The organism is Streptomyces sp. NPDC055955 (assembly GCF_042270245.1).
Classification (GTDB): Bacteria; Actinomycetota; Actinomycetes; order Streptomycetales; family Streptomycetaceae; genus Streptomyces.
This window is the reverse complement of the sequence record NZ_JBHJYS010000020.1, coordinates 131,662-152,600: the sequence shown is the minus strand read 5'-3', so window position 1 is coordinate 152,600 and position 20,939 is coordinate 131,662. Positions and strand designations below refer to the sequence as shown.

The 20,939-nt window shown below is 70.0% G+C and carries 18 protein-coding genes; 13 read left to right on the top strand and 5 right to left on the bottom strand.

Annotated features, from left to right (window positions below):
- Positions 1–83: 83 nt before the first annotated feature.
- Complete coding sequence (locus tag ACFC96_RS33155; RefSeq protein ID WP_376615642.1) at positions 84–473, bottom strand: hypothetical protein; 390 nt, start codon at positions 471–473, stop codon at positions 84–86.
- 421 nt (positions 474–894) lie between these two features.
- On the opposite strand from ACFC96_RS33155, the gene ACFC96_RS33150 reads away from it, so the two are divergent.
- Entirely contained in the window at positions 895–1,320 is a 426-nt protein-coding gene (locus ACFC96_RS33150; RefSeq protein ID WP_340461069.1) for a Rieske (2Fe-2S) protein, read from the top strand.
- Positions 1,321–1,351: 31 nt separating this feature from the next.
- On the opposite strand, the gene ACFC96_RS33145 is transcribed toward ACFC96_RS33150, so the two are convergent.
- Entirely contained in the window at positions 1,352–2,323 is a 972-nt protein-coding gene (locus ACFC96_RS33145) for a hypothetical protein (RefSeq protein ID WP_376615640.1), read from the bottom strand.
- A gap of 197 nt (positions 2,324–2,520) precedes the next feature.
- On the opposite strand from ACFC96_RS33145, the gene uvrC reads away from it, so the two are divergent.
- From uvrC to ACFC96_RS33085, 12 genes are all read left to right on the top strand, one after another.
- Positions 2,521–4,560, top strand: coding sequence for an excinuclease ABC subunit UvrC (uvrC, locus tag ACFC96_RS33140; RefSeq protein WP_376258400.1), 2,040 nt, complete (start codon positions 2,521–2,523; stop codon positions 4,558–4,560).
- Positions 4,557–5,552: an RNase adapter RapZ gene (gene rapZ / locus ACFC96_RS33135; protein WP_376615638.1), complete on the top strand. Its 996-nt coding sequence runs from the start codon at positions 4,557–4,559 to the stop codon at positions 5,550–5,552. Before uvrC ends, rapZ begins: the two co-directional genes overlap by 4 nt.
- Positions 5,549–6,586, top strand: a complete 1,038-nt coding sequence (yvcK, locus tag ACFC96_RS33130; RefSeq protein WP_376258397.1) for a uridine diphosphate-N-acetylglucosamine-binding protein YvcK — start codon at positions 5,549–5,551, stop codon at positions 6,584–6,586. The genes rapZ and yvcK overlap by 4 nt, the downstream gene beginning before the upstream one ends.
- On the top strand, positions 6,577–7,566 hold the full coding sequence (gene whiA, locus ACFC96_RS33125) for a DNA-binding protein WhiA (RefSeq protein WP_266669321.1): 990 nt from the start codon (positions 6,577–6,579) through the stop codon (positions 7,564–7,566). The genes yvcK and whiA overlap by 10 nt, the downstream gene beginning before the upstream one ends.
- 240 nt (positions 7,567–7,806) lie before the next feature.
- Positions 7,807–10,767 (top strand): M14 family zinc carboxypeptidase, encoded by a 2,961-nt coding sequence (locus ACFC96_RS33120; RefSeq protein WP_376615636.1) that lies wholly within the window; start codon positions 7,807–7,809, stop codon positions 10,765–10,767.
- Positions 10,768–11,003: 236 nt separating this feature from the next.
- Positions 11,004–12,014: a type I glyceraldehyde-3-phosphate dehydrogenase gene (gene gap / locus ACFC96_RS33115; protein ID WP_376258393.1), complete on the top strand. Its 1,011-nt coding sequence runs from the start codon at positions 11,004–11,006 to the stop codon at positions 12,012–12,014.
- A gap of 107 nt (positions 12,015–12,121) precedes the next feature.
- On the top strand, positions 12,122–13,333 hold the full coding sequence (locus ACFC96_RS33110; RefSeq protein ID WP_376258391.1) for a phosphoglycerate kinase: 1,212 nt from the start codon (positions 12,122–12,124) through the stop codon (positions 13,331–13,333).
- 5 nt (positions 13,334–13,338) lie between these two features.
- Positions 13,339–14,115, top strand: coding sequence for a triose-phosphate isomerase (gene tpiA, locus ACFC96_RS33105; RefSeq protein ID WP_376258389.1), 777 nt, complete (start codon positions 13,339–13,341; stop codon positions 14,113–14,115).
- Positions 14,116–14,336: 221 nt separating this feature from the next.
- On the top strand, positions 14,337–14,567 hold the full coding sequence (gene secG, locus ACFC96_RS33100) for a preprotein translocase subunit SecG (protein WP_100592391.1): 231 nt from the start codon (positions 14,337–14,339) through the stop codon (positions 14,565–14,567).
- A 204-nt stretch (positions 14,568–14,771) separates the two neighbouring features.
- On the top strand, positions 14,772–15,107 hold the full coding sequence (locus tag ACFC96_RS33095) for an RNA polymerase-binding protein RbpA (RefSeq protein ID WP_003976875.1): 336 nt from the start codon (positions 14,772–14,774) through the stop codon (positions 15,105–15,107).
- Between the two features lie 156 nt (positions 15,108–15,263).
- Positions 15,264–16,916 carry a glucose-6-phosphate isomerase gene (gene pgi, locus ACFC96_RS33090; protein ID WP_376615635.1) on the top strand — a complete coding sequence of 551 codons (1,653 nt, stop codon included), beginning with the start codon at positions 15,264–15,266 and terminating at the stop codon, positions 16,914–16,916.
- Positions 16,917–17,003: 87 nt separating this feature from the next.
- Positions 17,004–17,483, top strand: a complete 480-nt coding sequence (locus tag ACFC96_RS33085; RefSeq protein WP_376615633.1) for a DUF2087 domain-containing protein — start codon at positions 17,004–17,006, stop codon at positions 17,481–17,483.
- Between the two features lie 64 nt (positions 17,484–17,547).
- Here ACFC96_RS33085 and pgl read toward each other — a convergent pair whose 3' ends face one another.
- Genes pgl through zwf form a run of 3 tightly spaced genes read right to left on the bottom strand, consistent with a single transcriptional unit; the run spans position 17,548 to position 20,935 of the window.
- Complete coding sequence (gene pgl / locus ACFC96_RS33080; protein WP_376258383.1) at positions 17,548–18,327, bottom strand: 6-phosphogluconolactonase; 780 nt, start codon at positions 18,325–18,327, stop codon at positions 17,548–17,550.
- Positions 18,327–19,406 carry a glucose-6-phosphate dehydrogenase assembly protein OpcA gene (opcA, locus tag ACFC96_RS33075; RefSeq protein WP_376615631.1) on the bottom strand — a complete coding sequence of 360 codons (1,080 nt, stop codon included), beginning with the start codon at positions 19,404–19,406 and terminating at the stop codon, positions 18,327–18,329. Before opcA ends, pgl begins: the two co-directional genes overlap by 1 nt.
- Entirely contained in the window at positions 19,403–20,935 is a 1,533-nt protein-coding gene (gene zwf / locus ACFC96_RS33070) for a glucose-6-phosphate dehydrogenase (protein ID WP_116502737.1), read from the bottom strand. Before zwf ends, opcA begins: the two co-directional genes overlap by 4 nt.
- Positions 20,936–20,939: the final 4 nt, after the last annotated feature.

The window sequence follows — 20,939 nt, the reverse complement described above, 5'->3', positions numbered from 1 at the left end:
GTGTTCCTTTCGGGCTGAGCAGTGAGGCGGTGCGGCAGTGCTGGAGTGCGATGGATCGGAGGGGCAGGGGGGCGAGGCACAGGCTAGAGGCTCACGGGCGCGGACACAGCGCCCCGGCCGGAAGCGGGCACGTCCGGGACCGACTCGGGCAGACCCTTCGCGTCGGGACGCAGGGTGGCCACGGGGACGGCGGCGAGCGCGGCGACCGTCGCCGCCACGAGCGGATGGGCGGGGGCGAAGCCGAGTGTCGTAGCCGATACGGGGGTGAGCCCGGGGTCGACGTCGAACAGCCGCCCGGCGAAGAGCGTCGCGGCGGCCGGGCGAGCCGAACATGCGGGCCCCGGCCGAACTCGAAGTCGTGGAAGCGGCCGAGCCGCTCGGGGCAGCTCTCCAGGCGGCTCGGAAGCGCACGGCTCGGTGGGGTCGGGCTCGGCGGTGACCGTGTCCGGCGGCGCGACCGTCACGGTCCTCATGCCGCCGGCCGCAGCACAGGCTCCGCCCCTGGCCTGTGCTTCGGCTCTCGTCGTGTCGTTGGCTCGGTTCCTGGCTTGTGCTGCGGCTCTCGTCGTGTCATCGGCACCGTCCCTGGGTCATCGGCTCCGCCCCTGGCCTGTGCTTCGGCTCTCGTCGTGTCGTTGGCTCGGTTCCTGGCTTGTGCTTCGGCTCCCGGCGTGTCATTGGCTCCGTCCCTGGCTTGTGCTGCGGCTCCCGGCGTGTCATTGGCTCCGTGCCTGGCCTGTTCTGCGGCTCCGTCCTCCCCTGCCGCGCTGGGGCTGACACCAGGGCCCCATGAGGCGTCATTCGTCCCACCGGTATCGTCGGATCTGTCACCGATGTGCGCCTTGGAGTGCAGTGGCCCATCGCGTCCCGACCCGACCGACCCCTGGAGTCCCCATGCCCGGCACGTCGCCCGCCCGCCGAACCGTGCTGCGCGGTGCCGCCCTCGCCGGGACCGCGGGGCTCGGGATCGCCGCCTGCTCGCCGGGCGGGTCGCAGGGCCGCGCGCAGTCGGCGCCGACGGCGCCGGTCGACCTCGGCAAGGCCGACGAGGTGCCCGTGGGCGGCGTCAAGCTGTACCGGGACGAGAACGTGGTGGTCAGCCGTCCGTCGGCCGACAAGTACGCCGCGTTCAGCACCGTCTGCACCCACGCGGGGTGCCCCATCAGCATGCTGGAGGGCACGGAGCTCACGTGCGCCTGCCACGGCAGCAAGTTCGACGCCACGAACGGCAAGGTGCTGCACGACCCGGCGACTCGGCCGCTGGCGAAGGTGCCGGTCGAGGTGAAGAACGGCAAGATCGTCGCGGGCCCGGCGGCCTGACCGGACCCGGAACCCGATCAGCCTGCGCTGATCAGTCCTCCCAGTCCCACGCGATCCCCAGGACCCCGGCCCGTACCTGCGGCTCCACCAGGTGGACCGCGCGGTGCCCGGAGCTGAGCGGCAGGTCCTGGCGGCCGCCGCGCGGGGCCGCCGCCGAGTGCTGGGTGAAGCGGTGACAGCTCACGGGCAGGACGCCCTCGGCGAACCTGACCTGGAGCGCGTACTGCCCGCCGGCGAAGCCGAAGCCGCGCAGGTACTCCGACGAGGGGCCCGCCGTGCCGTCCTCGAAGCCGTAGCGGAAGAGGAACGTGTCGCCCGCCCGCAGCCGCGCGTCGAAGAGCAGTTCCGCTACGACGACGCCCGTTGCCCGGTGCCGCCGCACCCGCCCCGTGCGGCAGTTCTCCAGGGCGCGTACGGAGACGTGATCCGTGCTGCATCCCGGGTCTCCGTGGTGGACGGCCACATAGCGGTCCACGCCGTCCTGGTGGGCGCGCACGATGTGCTGCGAGTCGAGGCCGAGCAGCTCGCGGCGCGCCCCGATCCGCACCCGCTCGTGATGGCCGACCGTGTGCAGGCCGCCGTCCGGGGACGAGCCGAGCTCGGCGAGGAACTGTTCGAGGACGCCGGAGGCCTCGACGAGCGAGCGGTAGGAGCGGGTCGAGGGGCGTCTGCGGGCCGCGTGTTCCTCGTCCTTGGCGAGCAGCCGGATCAGGGACTCGTCGGGCAGGTCCAGGATCTCCTCCAGCGCGCGCACGGCACGTAGGGACTCGGTGCGCTGCGGGCGCCTGGCCCCCTGCTGCCAGTAGCTCAGACTGGTGACACCGACCGTGACGCCGTGGCGGGTCAGATGGTGCTGCACGCGGTGCAGCGGCAGCCCGCGCGCGGTGATCGCGGCCCGCAGGGCGACATGGAAGGGCCCCGCCCGCAGGGCCGTCTCCAGTGCGGGTGCACCGGTCTCCGGTGCGGGCGCGCCGGTGTCCGCGTGCTGTGTGCCGTACGACATCCAGGGCCCTCCCCCGTGCATCCTCACAACGGCCGTCTGGCCGGGGCGTGCGCGGCCCCAATTCACCCGGCATTGAAGCGTGTTGATCTGCACCGGACAAGACTCGATGCGCAACCGTCTGGTCCGGCGGGTGCGGGACCGCTCCGGGAAACGCGTGGGCAACCTCACTGTCGGTGGCCGCAAGTAGGGTGTCTGACATGGCCGACCCCTCCAGCTACCGCCCCCAGCCGGGACAGATCCCGGACTCCCCAGGGGTGTACAGGTTCCGTGACGAGCACCGCCGGGTGATCTACGTCGGGAAGGCGAAAAGCCTGCGCCAGCGCCTGGCCAACTACTTCCAGGACCTGGCGAACCTGCACCCCCGCACCCGCACGATGGTCACCACGGCCGCGTCCGTGGAGTGGACCGTGGTGTCCACGGAGGTCGAGGCGCTCCAGCTGGAGTACTCCTGGATCAAGGAGTACGACCCCCGGTTCAACGTCAAGTACCGCGACGACAAGAGCTATCCGTACCTCGCGGTGACGATGAACGAGGAGTTCCCGCGCGTGCAGGTCATGCGCGGCCAGAAGAAGAAGGGCGTGCGCTACTTCGGTCCCTACGGGCACGCCTGGGCCATCCGCGACACCGTCGACCTGCTGCTGCGCGTCTTCCCGGTCCGCACCTGCTCCGCCGGCGTGTTCAAGAACGCCGCCCGCACCGGACGCCCCTGCCTCCTCGGCTACATCGGCAAGTGCTCGGCCCCCTGCGTGGGCCGCGTCTCGCCCGACGAGCACCGCGAACTGGCCGAGGACTTCTGCGACTTCATGACCGGCCGCACCGGCACGTACATCCGCCGTCTCGAGAAGGACATGACGGACGCCGCCGAGGAGATGGAGTACGAGCGCGCCGCGCGCCTGCGGGACGACATAGAGGCGCTGCGCAAGGCGATGGAGAAGAGCGCCGTCGTCCTCGCCGACGCCACGGACGCCGACCTGATCGCCCTCGCCGAGGACGAGCTGGAGGCCGCCGTGCAGATCTTCCATGTGCGGGGCGGGCGCGTGCGCGGCCAGCGCGGCTGGGTCACGGACAAGGTCGAGGCGGTCACCAGCGGTGACCTCGTCGAGCACGCGCTCCAGCAGCTGTACGGCGAGGAGCGCGGGGACGCGGTGCCCAAGGAAGTCCTCGTGCCCGCGCTGCCCGAGCCTCTGGAGCCGGTACAGGAGTGGCTCACCACGCGCCGCGGGTCGAACGTGTCGCTGAGGATCCCGCAGCGCGGCGACAAGAAGGCCCTCATGGAGACGGTCCACAGGAACGCGCAGCAGGCGCTCGCGCTCCACAAGACCAAGCGCGCCTCCGACCTCACCACGCGCTCGCGCGCCCTCGAGGAGATCGCCGTGGCCCTCGAGCTGGACAGCGCCCCGCTGCGCATCGAGTGCTACGACATCTCCCACCTCCAGGGCGACGACGTCGTGGCCTCCATGGTCGTCTTCGAGGACGGCCTGGCCAGGAAGAGCGAGTACCGGCGCTTCCAGATCAAGGGCTTCGAGGGGCAGGACGACGTCCGCTCCATGCATGAGGTGATCTCACGCCGCTTCAAGCGCTATCTGGCGGCGCAGGAGAAGTCGGGGGAGTGGTCCGACGCCGAGCCGGCGGACGAGGACGGCCCGATCGAGTCCCGTCTCACCGAGGACGACGGCCGCCCCAAGCGGTTCGCGTACCCGCCCCAGCTGGTCGTCGTCGACGGCGGGCAGCCGCAGGTGGCGGCGGCCAGGCGGGCGCTCGACGAGCTGGGCATCGACGACATCGCGGTGTGCGGCCTGGCCAAGCGCCTCGAAGAGGTCTGGGTGCCCGACGAGGACGACCCGGTGATCCTTCCGCGCACCAGCGAGGGGCTCTATCTTCTGCAGCGCGTACGTGACGAGGCCCACCGCTTCGCGATCACGTACCAGCGCACCAAGCGGGCCAAGCGCTTCAAGGCCGGGCCGCTGGACGAGGTGTCCGGCCTCGGGGACGCGCGCAAGCAGGCCCTGATCAAGCACTTCGGTTCGGTGAAGCGCCTGCGATCGGCCACAATCGATCAGATCTGCGAGGTTCCCGGCATAGGCCGCAAGACGGCAGAGACGATCGTGGCGGCCTTCGCGCGCGCGGAGCCCGCCGCACCGGCCGTGAACACGGCCACAGGAGAGATCATTGAAGACGAGGACCCCACGGCCACGGCCGCGGCCACCTCGGAAGGACGACGGGGGCAGGAGCCATGAACGAGAACGAGCAGGGCGAACAGGCAGCACCACAGCCGGCCCCCGATGACCGGGCAGGCCAGGCTGTGGAGACAGACGGAGCACAGGTGAGTACGGGTACGACGAGCGAGACCGCCGGGGCGCCCGATGCGGCCATCCCCGAGCTGGTGATCATCTCCGGTATGTCCGGCGCCGGGCGTTCCACGGCCGCCAAGTGTCTGGAGGACCTCGGCTGGTTCGTCGTCGACAACCTGCCGCCCGCGCTGATCCCCACGATGGTGGAACTCGGCGCCCGCTCCCAGGGGAACGTCGCCCGGATCGCCGTCGTCGTCGACGTGCGCGGCCGCCGGTTCTTCGACGACCTGCACCAGTCCCTCGCCGACCTGGAGTCCCGCCAGGTCACCCGGCGCATCGTGTTCCTGGAGTCCTCCGACGAGGCCCTGGTGCGCCGCTTCGAGTCGGTGCGCCGCCCGCACCCCCTCCAGGGCGACGGCCGCATCGTCGACGGCATCGCGGCCGAGCGCGAGCTCCTGCGCGAGCTGCGCGGCGACGCCGACCTGGTCATCGACACCTCCAGCCTGAACGTGCACGAACTGCGCGCCAAGATGGACGCTCAGTTCGCCGGCGACGAGGAGCCCGAGCTGCGGGCCACGGTCATGTCGTTCGGCTTCAAGTACGGCCTGCCGGTCGACGCCGACCTGGTCGTCGACATGCGCTTCCTGCCGAACCCGCACTGGGTCCCCGAGCTGCGCCCCTTCACCGGCCTGAACGAAGAGGTGGCGAACTACGTCTTCGGCCAGCCCGGCGCCAAGGAGTTCCTCGACCGCTACACCGAGATGCTCCAGCTCATCGCGGCCGGATACCGCCGCGAGGGCAAGCGGTACGTGACGATCGCGGTCGGCTGCACCGGAGGCAAGCACCGCTCGGTGGCCATGTCGGAGAAGCTCGCCGCGCGTATCGCGGCGGAGGGCGTGGAGACCGTGGTCGTCCACCGGGACATGGGCCGCGAATGACCGGTCGCACTCTCCGGCTCGGCAGCAGGCTCCGCCGGGTCACCCCTCCCACGGGCCGCCGGCGCGGCGCCCAGCCCAAGGTCGTCGCCCTCGGCGGCGGCATGGGCCTGTCCGCGTCCCTGGCGGCCCTGCGGCGCATCACCGGCGATCTCACCGCCGTGGTGACCGTCGCGGACGACGGCGGCTCCAGCGGCCGGCTCCGTGACGAGCTGGGCGTCCTGCCGCCCGGCGACCTGCGCAAGGCCCTCGCGGCCCTGTGCGGCGACGACGAGTGGGGCCAGACCTGGGCCCGTGTCATCCAGCACCGCTTCCAGTCCCAGGGCGACCTGCACGAGCACGCCGTCGGCAATCTGCTGATCGTCGCCCTGTGGGAGCAGCTCGGCGACCATGTGCAGGCCCTCGACCTGGTCGGCCGGCTGCTCGGGGCGCAAGGCCGCGTGCTGCCCATGTCCGCGGTCCCGCTGGAGCTCCAGGCCCTGGTCAAGGGGCACGACCCGGCGCGCCCCGACGACGTGGACACCGTGCGTGGCCAGGCCACGGTGGCCCTCACCCCGGGCGAGGTGCAGTCCGTGCACCTCGTGCCCAACGACCCGCCGGCCGTCCCCGAGGCGGTCGCCGCGGTGCTCGACGCCGACTGGGTGGTGCTCGGCCCCGGCTCCTGGTTCTCCTCCGTCATCCCGCATCTGCTGGTCCCCGAGCTGCTCGACGCGCTGACGGCGACGAAGGCCCGCAGGGTGCTCTCGCTGAACCTCGCGCCGCAGCCCGGAGAAACCGAGGGGTTCTCACCGCAGCGTCATTTGGAGGTTTTGGGACGACACGCCCCTAAACTCGCCCTGGACGTGGTGTTGGCCGACGAGGCCGCCGTGCCCGATCGCGAGTCCCTGACCGACGCCGCCAAGGAGGGCTTCGGCGCCGCGGTCGAGCTGGCGCCTGTGGCCAGGCCCGACGGGACTCCGAGGCACGATCCGGAGCTGTTGGCCGCCGCGTACGACCGTATTTTTCGGATGCATGGAAGGATCGGCCCATGGCGATGACGGCAGCGGTGAAGGACGAGATCTCCCGGCTTCCCGTCACCCGGACCTGCTGCAGAAAGGCAGAGGTCTCGGCCATCCTGCGCTTCGCGGGCGGGCTCCACCTGGTGAGCGGCCGCATCGTGATCGAGGCGGAGCTGGACACCGCGATGGCGGCACGACGGCTGAAGCGGGACATCCTCGAGATCTTCGGGCACAGCTCGGAACTGATCGTGATGGCGCCCGGCGGACTGCGCCGGGGCTCACGCTTCGTCGTACGGGTCGTGGCCGGCGGCGACCAGCTGGCCCGCCAGACCGGTCTTGTCGACGGCCGCGGCCGCCCGATCCGGGGTCTCCCGCCGCAGGTGGTCTCGGGGGCCACCTGCGACGCCGAGGCCGCCTGGCGCGGGGCCTTCCTGGCACACGGCTCGCTCACCGAGCCGGGCCGCTCCTCCTCCCTCGAGGTGACCTGCCCCGGCCCGGAGGCCGCGCTCGCCCTGGTCGGCGCCGCACGCCGGCTCCAGATCGCGGGCAAGGCCCGTGAGGTACGCGGGGTGGACCGGGTCGTCGTACGGGACGGGGACGCCATCGGCGCCCTGCTCACCCGGATGGGGGCGCACGAGTCGGTGCTCGCCTGGGAGGAACGGCGGATGCGGCGCGAGGTCCGCGCCACCGCGAACCGCCTGGCCAACTTCGACGACGCGAACCTGCGCCGTTCGGCGCGCGCCGCCGTCGCCGCCGGGGCCCGTGTGCAGCGCGCCCTGGAGATCCTCGCCGACGAGGTGCCGGAGCACCTCGCGGCCGCCGGGCGGCTACGCATGGAGCACAAGCAGGCCTCCCTCGAGGAGCTGGGCGCGCTCGCCGACCCGCCGCTGACGAAGGACGCCGTCGCGGGCCGTATCCGCCGGCTGCTCGCGATGGCCGACAAGCGGGCCCAGGACATGGGCATCCCGGGCACGGAGTCGAACATCACCGAGGAGATGGCCGACAACCTCGTCGGCTGACCCTCAGCGGAATGAAGACGCCGGTGCCGGTGCCCCGCCGGGGCACGGGCACCGGCGTTTTCGCTGCGCATGGGGCCACGCGGGGTCTGCAGGGACCCTTTTGACGCGCCCTTGACTTGACCATGAACTGTCATGAGTCTGGCGTCTGTTCGTTTCTGCGGTACACCGCGACCTCTGCGGTCCATCACAGCTTCTGCGGTACTCACCTGCTTCTGCGGTACACCACTGCAAGGGGGGCTCATGAGACGAAGAGCGAGATCGATCCTCGCCACGACGGCACTCATTCTGGGCGGACTTGGCGGCGCGGGGCTGACGCCCGTCGCCCGGGCGGAGAGCGGCGGTGCACCCCGATCGGACGCCGATCCGGTCAAGGTGTTCCGCGCCGAGGTCACGAAGGAGCAGGTACCCCTGCTCCTCGCGGCCGGGCAGGACGGACACGAACTCGGCGAACAGGCCCCCGAGAAGGGGAAGGCCGAGGTCGAGGTCTACCTCACCGACCAGCAGGCGAAGCAGCTGGAGAAGAAGGGCGTCGAACTCACCGAGCACACGCTCTCCGCCAAGGCGCGCGCCCGTGTGGCGGCCGCGGGCGACGGGGTGTTCCGTCCGTACAGCGGCAAGGGCAATCTCCAGGAGGAGATCGTCAGGACGGGCCAGGCCCACCCCGACCTCACCAAGGTCGTCTCCATCGGCAAGACGCTCCAGGGCAAGGACATCCTGGCGGTCAAGCTCACCAAGGGCGCCCGTACGACCAGGGACGGCGCGAAGCCGTCGGTGCTCTACATGTCCAACCAGCACGCCCGCGAGTGGATCACCCCCGAGATGACCCGCCGTCTGATGCACTACTACTTGGACAACTACTCCAAGGACAAGCGCATCAAGAAGATCGTCGACTCCACGGAGATGTGGTTCGTCCTGTCGGCGAACCCCGACGGGTACGACTGGACGTTCGACCCCGACGGCGACCGCCAGTGGCGCAAGAACATGCGGGACGTGAACGGCGACGGCGCCATCACCACAGGCGACGGCGTCGACCTCAACCGGAACTTCGCCTACAAGTGGGGCTACGACGACGAGGGTTCGTCCCCGAGCCCCGCCAGTGAGACCTACCGCGGCGCGAGCCCCGGCTCGGAGCCCGAGACGAAGGCCCTCGACGCCTTCGAGAAGCGCATCGGCTTCCGGTACGCCATCAACTACCACTCCGCGGCCGAGCTGCTGCTCTACGGAGTGGGCTGGCAGGTGGCCACGCCGACGCCGGACGACGTGCTCTACAAGGCGCTCGCGGGGACCCCCGAGAACTCCGCGATTCCCGGTTATCACCCGCAGGTCTCCTCCGAGCTGTACACGACGAACGGCGAGGCGGACGGGCACGCGGGGAACGTCAACGGCACCGGGATGTTCACGCCGGAGATGAGCGAGTGCCAGACCGCGTCGGCCGTGGACCCGGACGACCAGTGGCGCCCCGAGGACTGCGAGTCCGTCTTCACCTTCCCGGACGACGAGAAGCTGATCCAGCAGGAGTTCGTCAAGAACATCCCGTTCGCGCTCTCCGTGGCCGAGACCGCGGCGCACCCGGACCGGCCGTCCTCCTCGGTCGGCCTCGACGCCCCCGACTTCACGCCGGCCGCCTTCGGCACCTCGTACGCGCGCGGCGCCGACCAGGAGGTCTCGGTGACCGCCCGCAGGTCGGTGCGCGACAAGGAGCTCAACTACCGCGTGGACGGCGGCCGTACGCACGACGAGGACCTGCGCGCCTGGAAGGGCGGCGAGACCTACGGCGGCGACGACAACCTCCACTTCGACGCGTACCGCGCGAAGATCGAGGGCGCGGACCCGGGCGACAAGGTCGAGGTCTGGTTCACCGGACGCGGCAAGTCCGGGAAGCGCACCTCCAGCGAGCACTTCACGTACACCGTGGCCGAGCGGCCCAGGGGCGACACCCTCGTCGTCGCCGAGAACGACGCCACAGGCCAGCAGACGAAGGCCTACGTGGACGCGCTGAAGGCGAACGGGCGCACTCCGCTCGTGTGGAACGTCGCCACCCAGGGCGCCCCGGACGCACTCGCGGTACTCGACCACTTCAGGACCGTCGTCCACTACACGGGCGCCGACCGCCCCGGCCTCACCACCCAGCTCGCCCTGCGGGACTACCTCAACGAGGGCGGCAAGCTGATCGAGGCCGGTGAGCAGGCGGGCGGCTCCGTCGCCATCGGCGACACGACCACGAACGACTTCAGTCAGTACTACCTGGGCGCGTACTCGCGTACGTCGACACCCGGCGCCACGAAGTTCGCCGGATTCGGCGTGCTCACCGGCGCGGCGGCGGGCCTCGGCGACGCACCCGGCAACCCGCTGAACATCGCCGCGACCTACCAGGCCACCTCCGACGTGCTGTCCAAGGCCGACTACCCGCAGTTCACGAGTGCGGGCGCCGGTGAGTACGCGGGCACCCCCAACCCGTACAGCCCGTTCGAGGGCAGCTCCATGGCCGCCGCCGTGCACACCGACGACGGCTGGAAGCGCCTGACCCGCACCATCGACCTCACCGGCGTCTCCGCCGCCGACAAGCCGTCCCTGAAGTTCCAGCTCCTGTGGGACACCGAACCCGGCTACGACCACGCGGTGCTGGAGGCGCACACGGCGGGCGCCGAGGACTGGACGACGCTGCCCGAGGCCGGCGGCGCCACCACGAACGCCGTACCCGCCGAGTGCGAGGCCGGATTCCTGATCAAGGAGCACCCGGCGCTCAAGCGCTATCTGACGCCCGGCAGCACGGGCTGCACGGCCACCGGCACCTCCGGTTCCTGGAACAGCTTCACGGGTGCCTCGGACGGCTGGAAGCCGGTGACCTTCGACCTGAGCGCCTACGCGGGCAGGACGGTCGAGGTCTCGCTCAGCTACATCACCGACCCCGGCAGCGGCGGCCACGGTGTCCTCGCCGACAACGCGTCCGTCGTCATCGGCGGCGCCGCCAAGGAGACCGAGGGCTTCGAGTCGTCCTTCGGCGCCTGGAAGGTCGCGGGCCCGCCTCCGGGCAGCCCCGTCGTGACCAAGGACTGGGCCCGCGCGGGTGAACTGTTCAAGACATACGGAGCCGTCAGCACCAAGGACACCGTGCTCCTCGGATTCGGTCTCGAACACGTCGCCACGGCGGCCGAGCGGAGCGTGCTCGTGGGGAAGGCGCTGGCCTCTCTGAGGAGCTGAAAACCACCAAGCAGAAAACCGGACAAAGTACCCCGCTCACTTTTCGCAAAAAGCGCCAGATGAGCGGGAATCCCGGCGGTCCGTACCCCTACTGGGCGGTACGGGCCGCCGGGCCGCACAAGGGTCCACTCAATGTCACCCGGAGGGCTTCGGAGAGGTAGGGTCGGAGGCGGTCGGGGACATCCCATACAACTCGCCGGCGTCTAAAACCGGCGTACCAACGAGGAGATCGGTTCGTGACGATCCGCGTAGGCATCAACGGCTTTGGCCGCATCGGGCGTAACTACTTCCGCGCGCTGCTTGAGCAGGGTGCAGACATCGAGATCGTGGCTGTCAACGACCTCGGTGACACCGCGACCACCGCACACCTTCTGAAGTACGACACCATCCTCGGCCGCCTCAAGGCCGAGGTCACGCACACCGTCGACACGATCACCGTCGACGGCCACAGCATCAAGGTCCTTTCCGAGCGCAACCCCGCCGACATCCCGTGGGGCGAGCTGGGCGTCGACATCGTCATCGAGTCGACCGGCATCTTCACGAAGAAGGCCGACGCCGAGAAGCACATCGCCGGCGGCGCGAAGAAGGTCCTCATCTCGGCTCCGGCCAAGGACGAGGACATCACCATCGTGATGGGCGTCAACCAGGACCAGTACAACCCGGCGACGGACCACGTCATCTCGAACGCGTCCTGCACCACGAACTGTGTGGCGCCGATGGCCAAGGTTCTCGACGAGAACTTCGGCATCGTCAAGGGCCTGATGACCACGGTCCACGCGTACACGAACGACCAGCGCATCCTGGACTTCCCGCACTCGGACCTGCGCCGCGCCCGTGCCGCCGCCGAGAACATCATCCCGACCACCACCGGTGCCGCCAAGGCGACCGCCCTGGTCCTCCCGCAGCTCAAGGGCAAGCTCGACGGCATCGCGATGCGCGTCCCGGTCCCGACCGGCTCCGCCACCGACCTGGTCGTCACCCTGGCGCGCGAGACCACCAAGGACGAGGTCAACGCCGCGTTCAAGAAGGCCTCCGAGGACGGCGACCTCAAGGGCTTCCTGGCCTACACCGAGGACCCGATCGTCTCCTCCGACATCGTCGGCGACCCGGCGTCCTGCACGTTCGACTCCTCCCTGACCATGGTTCAGGAAGGCAACTCGGTGAAGATCCTCGGCTGGTACGACAATGAGTGGGGCTACTCCAACCGTCTCGTCGACCTCACTGTCTTCGTCGGCGGCCAGCTCTAACCACAGAGTCGGCATCTCGATGTGAGCACAGGGTCCGGACCGCGCAACGCCGCGCCGTCCGGGCCCTGTTGTGCGTCAGCCCAACCAAGAAGTCCAGGAGTCCAGCCATGAAGACGATCGACGAACTTCTCGCCGAAGGGGTCGAGGGCAAGCGGGTCTTCGTCCGCGCCGACCTCAACGTGCCTCTCGCCGACGGCAAGATCACCGACGACGGCCGCATCCGCGCCGTCCTGCCCACCGTCAAGGCCCTGGCCGACGGGGGCGCCAAGGTGATCGTCGCCTCCCACCTGGGCCGTCCCAAGGGAGCCCCGGACCCGGCGTTCTCGCTGCTGCCGGCCGCCGAGCGCCTCGCCGAGCTCCTCGGCAAGCCGGTCGCGTTCGCCCAGGACACCGTCGGCCCCGCCGCCCACGAAGCGGTGGACGGTCTGGAGCCCGGCCAGGTCGCCGTCATCGAGAACCTCCGTTTCAACGCCGGTGAGACGTCCAAGGACGACACCGAGCGCGGCGAGTTCGCCGACCGGCTGGCCGCCCTGGCCGATGTCTACGTGGGCGACGGCTTCGGCGCGGTGCACCGCAAGCACGCCTCGGTGTACGACCTGCCGGCCCGGCTGCCGCACTACGCCGGCTACCTCATCGCCACCGAGGTCGGCGTCCTGAAGAGGCTCACCGACGAGGTCAAGCGGCCGTACGTCGTCGCGCTCGGCGGGGCCAAGGTCTCCGACAAGCTCGCCGTCATCGACCAGCTGCTCGGCAAGGCCGACCGCCTGCTCATCGGCGGCGGCATGGCCTACACCTTCCTCAAGGCCCAGGGCCACGAGGTCGGCATCTCCCTCCTCCAGGAGGACCAGATCCCGGCCGTCAAGGAGTACATCAAGCGCGCCGAGGACAACGGCGTCGAGCTGGTGCTCCCCGTGGACGTCCTGGTCTCGACGGACTTCCCCGACCTCAAGACCAAGGCCCCGGCCAACCCCACCACCGTCGCCGCGGACGCCATCCCGGCCGACCAGGAGGGTCTCGACATCGGTCCGGAGACCCGCAAGCTGTACGCATCGAAGCTCGCCGACGCCGGGACGGTGTTCTGGAACGGCCCGATGGGTGTCTTCGAGCACCCCGACTACGCCGAGGGCACCAAGGCGGTCGCCCAGGCACTCCTCGACTCCCCGGCCTTCACGGTCGTCGGCGGTGGCGACTCCGCCGCGGCCGTCCGGCTCCTCGGCTTCGACGAGAATGCATTCGGCCACATCTCGACCGGCGGCGGCGCCTCCCTCGAATACCTTGAGGGCAAGACGCTCCCCGGCCTTGCCGCACTGGAGGACTGACCTCAATGACCACCCGCACGCCGCTGATGGCGGGCAACTGGAAGATGAACCTCAACCACCTCGAGGCCATCGCCCACGTCCAGAAGCTCGCCTTCGCGCTGGCCGACAAGGACTACGACGCCGTAGAGGTCGCGGTCCTGCCGCCCTTCACCGACCTGCGCTCCGTACAGACCCTGGTCGACGGCGACAAGCTCAAGATCAAGTACGGCGCCCAGGACATCTCGGCCCACGACTCCGGTGCCTACACCGGTGAGATCTCGGGCCCGATGCTCGCCAAGCTCAAGTGCACGTACGTGGCGGTCGGCCACTCCGAGCGCCGGCAGTACCACGACGAGACCGACGAGGTCTGCAACGCCAAGGTGAAGGCCGCGTTCAAGCACGGCCTGACCCCGATCCTGTGCGTCGGCGAGGAGCTCCACGTCCGCGAGGCGGGCAACCACGTCACGCACACGCTGTCGCAGGTCGAGGGCGGCCTCAAGGACATCCCGGCCGAGCAGGCCGAGACCGTCGTGATCGCGTACGAGCCCGTCTGGGCGATCGGCACCGGCAAGGTCTGCGGCGCCGACGACGCCCAGGAGGTCTGCGGGGCGATCCGCGGCAAGCTCGCCGAGCTGTACTCCCAGGAGCTGGCCGACAAGGTCCGCATCCAGTACGGCGGCTCGGTGAAGTCCGGGAACGTCGCGGAGATCATGTCGAAGCCCGACGTCGACGGCGCCCTCGTCGGCGGTGCGGCGCTCGACGCCGACGAGTTCGTCAAGATCATCCGGTTCCGCGACCAGTGAGCCGCGGGGGCGCGTCGGGCTCTCGACACCGACACGGAGCGCCCCTGAGGCGAACGTACAGGCCGTGAGTATGCGGTAGCGGCGTTACGTCGTACCCTTGCGGGGGCCGGGTGGCTTTCCACCGGGCCCCCGCAGCACGTATAAGTCGCAGTACGGATACATCGCAGTACGTATCAGTTCAGTCCGAGAGAATTGCCAGGAAGTAGGGACCAGCCGTGGTTATGGGGTTCTCGATCGCCCTGATCGTCTTCAGCCTGCTGCTGATGCTCCTTGTGCTGATGCACAAGGGAAAGGGTGGCGGTCTCTCCGACATGTTCGGTGGCGGCATGCAGTCGTCCGTCGGCGGCTCGTCGGTCGCCGAGCGCAACCTGGACCGCATCACCATCGTGCTCGGTCTGCTGTGGTTCGCGTGCATTGTCGTCCTCGGCCTGCTCATGAAGGTCAACAACTGACGCCGTCGCACCTGCACATCGCGCACATAAGGCCCCATGTTCGGTACGCGCCCTCCGGCGCGGCCTATCATGGGGCTTGCGTCTAGGGGCGGGGATGTAACTCCAATCACTGGACGCGCGTTGGGCCTTACGTAGACTGAGGCGCCCGCGGCGGAGTGAGACGCCGACAAGCTCCGCGGCACCATCACGCAGGGAGTTACGACCGTGGCAAGTGGCAACGCGATCCGAGGAAGTCGGGTCGGGGCGGGGCCGATGGGCGAGGCCGAGCGCGGCGAGTCCGCGCCGCGTCTGCGCATCTCCTTCTGGTGCTCCAACGGGCACGAGACGCAGCCGAGCTTCGCCTCCGACGCGCAGGTGCCGGAGACTTGGGACTGTCCGCGCTGCGGCTTCCCTGCCGGGCAGGACCGGGACAACCCGCCGGACCCGCCGCGCACCGAGCCCTACAAGACGCACCTCGCGTATGTGCGTGAGCGGCGCAGTGACGCGGACGGCGAGGCGATCCTCGCGGAGGCACTCGCCAAACTGCGGGGCGAGATCTAGGACTTGAGCACCGGCCGGACACACCCAAGTGTCCGGCCGGACTCGTTCGGCCGTAGCGGTCCGGACAGATGCCGTATACCGGGCCCTGATCAATTAGGTTGGTCAAGCAGCGGGGCAAGGTACGTACTCAGGTACGAGAGAAGGCTGAAGTCCGAGATGAACGCAGAAAGCCGTACCAGGCTCAATCAGATGCCCGAGTGGACGGCGCTCGCCAAGCACCGGGAAGAACTCGCAGACGTGCAGCTGCGTGAGCTGTTCGCCGCCGATCCGGCGCGCGGCTCCGGCTACACGCTCCAGGTCGGCGACCTGCACGTCGACTACTCCAAGCACCTGATCACGGACGAGACGCTGCGTCTGCTGCGTGAGCTCGCCGCCGCGACCGATGTCTTCGGGCTGCGGGACGCCATGTTCCGCGGCGAGAAGATCAATACGACCGAGGACCGGGCGGTGCTGCACACGGCGCTGCGGGCTCCGCGTGACGCGGTGGTCGAGGTCGACGGTGAGAATGTCGTCCCGCAGGTGCATGCCGTCCTCGACAAGATGGCTGCTTTCGCGGGCAGGGTCCGTTCGGGCGAGTGGACGGGTCACACCGGCAGGCGGATCAGGAACGTCGTGAACATCGGCATCGGCGGTTCCGATCTCGGTCCCGCGATGGCGTACGAGGTGCTTCGCTCGTTCACCGACCGGGATCTGACGGTCCGTTTCGTGTCGAACGTGGACGGTGCGGATCTGCACGAGGCCGTGCGTGATCTGGACCCGGCGGAGACGTTGTTCATCATCGCCTCGAAGACGTTCACGACGATCGAGACGATCACCAACGCGACGTCCGCGCGTCATTGGCTCCTCACGGGTCTGGGGGCCGGTCAGGATGCCGTGGCGAAGCACTTCGTGGCCCTGTCGACGAACGCCGAGAAGGTGTCCGACTTCGGCATCGACACGGCCAACATGTTCGAGTTCTGGGACTGGGTCGGCGGCCGTTACTCGTACGACTCGGCCATCGGCCTCTCGCTGATGATCGCGATCGGCCCGGAGGCGTTCCGGGAGATGCTCGACGGGTTCCACCTCGTCGACGAGCACTTCCGTACCGCGCCCGCCGAGTCGAACGCCCCGCTCCTGATGGGTCTGCTGGGCGTCTGGTACGGCAACTTCCACGACGCGCAGTCGCACGCGGTGCTGCCGTACTCGCACTACCTGTCCAAGTTCACGGCGTACCTCCAGCAGCTCGACATGGAGTCCAACGGCAAGTCCGTGGACCGTGCGGGCCGTCCGGTGGACTGGCAGACGGGTCCCGTCGTCTGGGGTACCCCCGGCACCAACGGGCAGCACGCCTACTACCAACTGATCCACCAGGGAACGAAGTTGATCCCGGCGGACTTCATCGGGTTCGCGGAGCCGGCAGCGGACCTGCTGCCGGGGCTCGTCGCACAGCACGACCTGTTGATGGCCAACTTCTTCGCGCAGACGCAGGCCCTCGCCTTCGGCAAGACCCCGGCCGAGGTCCGCGCCGAGGGCGTGCCCGAGGAGCTCGTGCCGCACAAGACGTTCCAGGGCAACCACCCCACGACCACCATCCTGGCGAAGGAACTGACGCCCTCCGTCCTGGGTCAGCTCATCGCCCTCTACGAGCACAAGGTGTTCGTCCAGGGCGCCGTCTGGAACATCGACTCCTTCGACCAGTGGGGCGTCGAACTCGGCAAGGTCCTCGCCAAGCGCATCGAGCCCGCCCTCACCGAGGGCGCGGAGGTGCCGGGGCTCGACCCGTCCACCCAGGCGCTGGTGGCCAAGTACCGCGAGCTGCGGGGCCGTTGAGTGCCTGAGCGGCGCATCTAATTGGGGTGCGCCGCCGCCCCCGGCGGGTGACACTGCTCCGGTCGCGTCACCTGCCGGAAGGACCCCATGGACCAGCTCATGTCCGCGCTCGCCGACCCTGCACGACTGAAGCTCTACGCGCGGATCGTGCTGGACGAGCTGGCGCCCCGCGACGAGGACTCCCCGGCCGTCCGCAAGCACCTGGGGCGACTCGTCTCCACCGGACTCGTCGAGCGACGGCCGGACGGAACGCTGCGGGCGGACCCCGCCGTGTTCCGTCGTGGGCGCCCGGCGGAGATCCATCCCGCCGTGCCGCGCCGCCTCACGGGATTCTTCGCCCGCGGCCGCCTCACCTCGATCCCCGTCCGCGCCACCGTGCGCCACGAACTGCTCGTCCACCTCACGGACACGCTCTTCGACTCCGAGCGCACCTACACCGAGGGTGAGGTCAACGACGCGTTCCGCACCGTCCACGAGGACACTTCGGCGCTGCGCAGGTACTGCGTGAACGACGGGCTGCTCGTACGGGAGCGCGACGGCAGCAGCTACCGCAGGGCGCACGCGTAGAGGCCCCGTACCGGTCAACTCCGGTGCGGGGCCTCTGCGTTCGTGCCGTCTAGCGTGGTGAGCCTCAGGCCACGTGCGGCGGGTGCAGCTCGGGCGGAAGCTGCGAGGCCGCCGCCGAGTCGAGCAGCCACAGTGTGCGCGAGCGTCCGTACGCGCCCGCGGCCGGCGCCTGGATCTCGCCCGCGCCGGACAACGCGATGGCCGCGGCCTCCGCCTTGTCCTCGCCCGCAGCGAGCAGCCACACCTCACGGGCGGCCCGGATCGCCGGGAGCGTGAGCGAGATGCGGGTGGGCGGCGGCTTCGGCGCGCCGTGCACACCGACGACGGTGCGCTCGGTCTCCCGGACCGCCGGCAGCTCGGGGAAGAGCGACGCGACATGCGTGTCCGGGCCGACCCCCAGCATCAGGACGTCGAACGTCGGCACCGGACCGTGGTCCTCCGGCCCCGCCGCGGCGGCCAGTTCGGCGGCGTACACCTGCGCGGCGGCGTCCACCTCGTACGGGCCGTCCGAAGCCGGCATCGGGTGCACCCGGTCCGGGTTCAGCGGCACCGAGTCGAGGAGCGCCTCGCGCGCCTGCGTGTAGTTCCGCTCGGGGTCGCCGTCCGGCAGGAACCGCTCGTCGCCCCACCACAGGTCGAGCCGCGTCCAGTCGACCGCGTCCCGGGCGGGAGCGGCCGAGAGGGCGGCCAGGAGTCCGTTGCCGTTGCGCCCGCCCGTCAGGACGACGGACGCGTAGCCGCGGGCGGCCTGGGCGTCCACGATCTTCGTGATGAGCCGGGCCGCGGCGGCCTGGGCCATCAGCTCCTTGTCGCGGTGCACCACCAACTGGGGTGCCGTGCTCATCACTTGGCGGCCGCCTTCGAAGTGGACTTCTTGGCGGCGGACTTGGCGGGCGCCTTCTTGGCCGCCGCCTTCTTCGCGGGGGCGGAAGCGGTGGCCGGCGCGGCCGCGTCGGCCGCGGGCTGCTGCCCGTCCGTCGCGGTCGCCCGGTCCGCCGGGCCGCCGAGCCGGTCCACGCCGAACCTCAGCGCGGCCGCGTAGGTGTCGTCCGGGTCGAGACGGCGCAGCTCCTCCGCGATCAGCTCGGACGTCTCGCGGCGCTTGAGGGCCACCGCGCGGTCCGGCTGGCCCTGGATCGACAGCGTGGCCAGCGAACCGTCCGGGCGGTCGAGCACGATGGCGCCGCAGTCCGTCTGCATGCGCACGGCCGTCAGGCCGGGGCCCGACGACAGCGACCGCTTGACCGGCACGTCGAGCCGGCCCGCGAGCCACATGGCGAGCAGTTCGCAGCTCGGGTTGAACTCCTCGCCCTCCACCTCGACCGAGTTGACCTTGCAGGTCACCTGGTCGAGAGCGGCGGCGAGCATGGAGCGCCACGGCGTGATCCGGGTCCACGACAGGTCCGTGTCACCGGGCGTGTAGGCGCCGGCGCGGGCCTCCAGCTCGTCGTTGGGCTGCTCCGCCGCGTAGGTGTCCGTCACGCGGCGCTGGGCGAGCGCGCCCAGCGGGTCCTTGGCCGGGTCGAGCGGCGCGTTCACCGGCCACCAGGCCACGACCGGGGCGTCCGGCAGGAGCAGCGGCAGGACGACCGACTGGGCGTGGTTGACGACCTCGCCGTACAGCCGCAGGACGACCGTCTCACCGGTCCCCGCCTCCGCGCCGACCCGCACCTCGGCGTCGAGCCGCGACGTCGTGCGGTCGCGCGGCGAACGGGAGACGCGCTTGATGACCACGAGGGTCCGCGAGGGGTGCTCGCGGGACGCCTCGTTGGCGGCCCTCAGCGCGTCGTAGGCGTTCTCCTCGTCGGTCACGATGACGAGGGTGAGCACCATGCCGACGGCGGGGGTGCCGATGGAGCGGCGGCCCTTCATGAGCGCCTTGTTGATCTTGCTGGACGTGGTGTCCGTGAGGTCGATCTTCATGGCCGGCGCCAGCTCCGTCCGTCTCGTGCGAGCATCTCGTCCGCCTCGGCGGGCCCCCACGTGCCGGACGGGTACTGGGCCGGCTTGCCGTGCTTGTCCCAGTACTTCTCGATCGGGTCGAGGATGTTCCAGGACAGCTCGACCTCCTCCGTGCGCGGGAAGAGGTTCGAGTCGCCGAGCAGGACGTCCAGGATCAGCCGCTCGTACGCCTCCGGGCTCGACTCCGTGAACGACTCGCCGTAGGCGAAGTCCATCGACACGTCCCGGATCTCCATGGAGGTGCCGGGCACCTTGGAGCCGAAACGGACCGTGATGCCCTCGTCCGGCTGGACGCGGATGACGATCGCGTTCTGGCCGAGCTCCTCCGTCGCCGTGTGGTCGAAGGGGGAGTGGGGCGCGCGCTGGAAGACGACGGCGATCTCGGTGACGCGGCGGCCGAGGCGCTTGCCGGTGCGCAGGTAGAACGGGACGCCCGCCCAGCGGCGGTTGTCGACCGACAGCTTGATGGCCGCGTAGGTGTCGGTCTTCGACTTGGGGTCGATGCCGTCTTCCTGGAGGTAGCCGACGGCCTTCTCGCCGCCCTGCCACCCGGCCGCGTACTGGCCGCGGACGGTGTGCTCGCCGAGCTCCTTGGGCAGCCGGACCGCGCCGAGCACCTTGGCCTTCTCGGCGACGAGCGCGTCCGCGTCGAAGGAGGCGGGTTCCTCCATGGCGGTGAGGGCCATGAGCTGGAGGAGGTGGTTCTGGATGACGTCACGGGCGGCGCCGATGCCGTCGTAGTAGCCCGCGCGGCCGCCGATCCCGATGTCCTCGGCCATCGTGATCTGCACGTGGTCGACGTAACTCCGGTTCCAGATCGGCTCGAAGAGGGTGTTGGCGAAGCGCAGGGCCAGGATGTTCTGGACGGTCTCCTTGCCGAGGTAGTGGTCGATCCGGAACACCTGGTCCGGGGCGAACACCTCGTGCACGATCGCGTTCAGTTCCTTGGCCGACTCGAGGTCGTGGCCGAACGGCTTCTCGATGACCGCGCGGCGCCACGAACCCTCGGGCGCGTCCGCGAGGCCGTGCTTCTTCAGCTGCTGCACGACCTGCGGGAAGAACTTCGGCGGCACGGAGAGGTAGAAGGCGAAGTTGCCGCCCGTCCCCTGCGCCTTGTCGAGCTCCTGCATCGTCGACTTCAGGCGCTCGAAGGCGTCGTCGTCGTCGAAGTTGCCCTGGACGAAGCGCATGCCCTGGACGAGCTGCTGCCAGACCTCCTCGCGGAACGGTGTACGCGCGTGTTCCTTGACCGCGTCGTGCACCTCCTGCGCGAAGTCCTCGTCCTCCCATTCGCGTCGGGCGAAGCCGATCAGTGAGAAGCCCGGCGGAAGCAGACCCCGGTTGGCGAGGTCATAAACGGCAGGCATCAGCTTTTTACGGGACAAATCGCCCGTGACACCGAAGATGACCAGGCCCGACGGCCCCGCGATACGCGGGAGCCGTCGGTCTGCGGCGTCACGGAGCGGGTTCGCTCCATGAACTGGGGTCAAGATC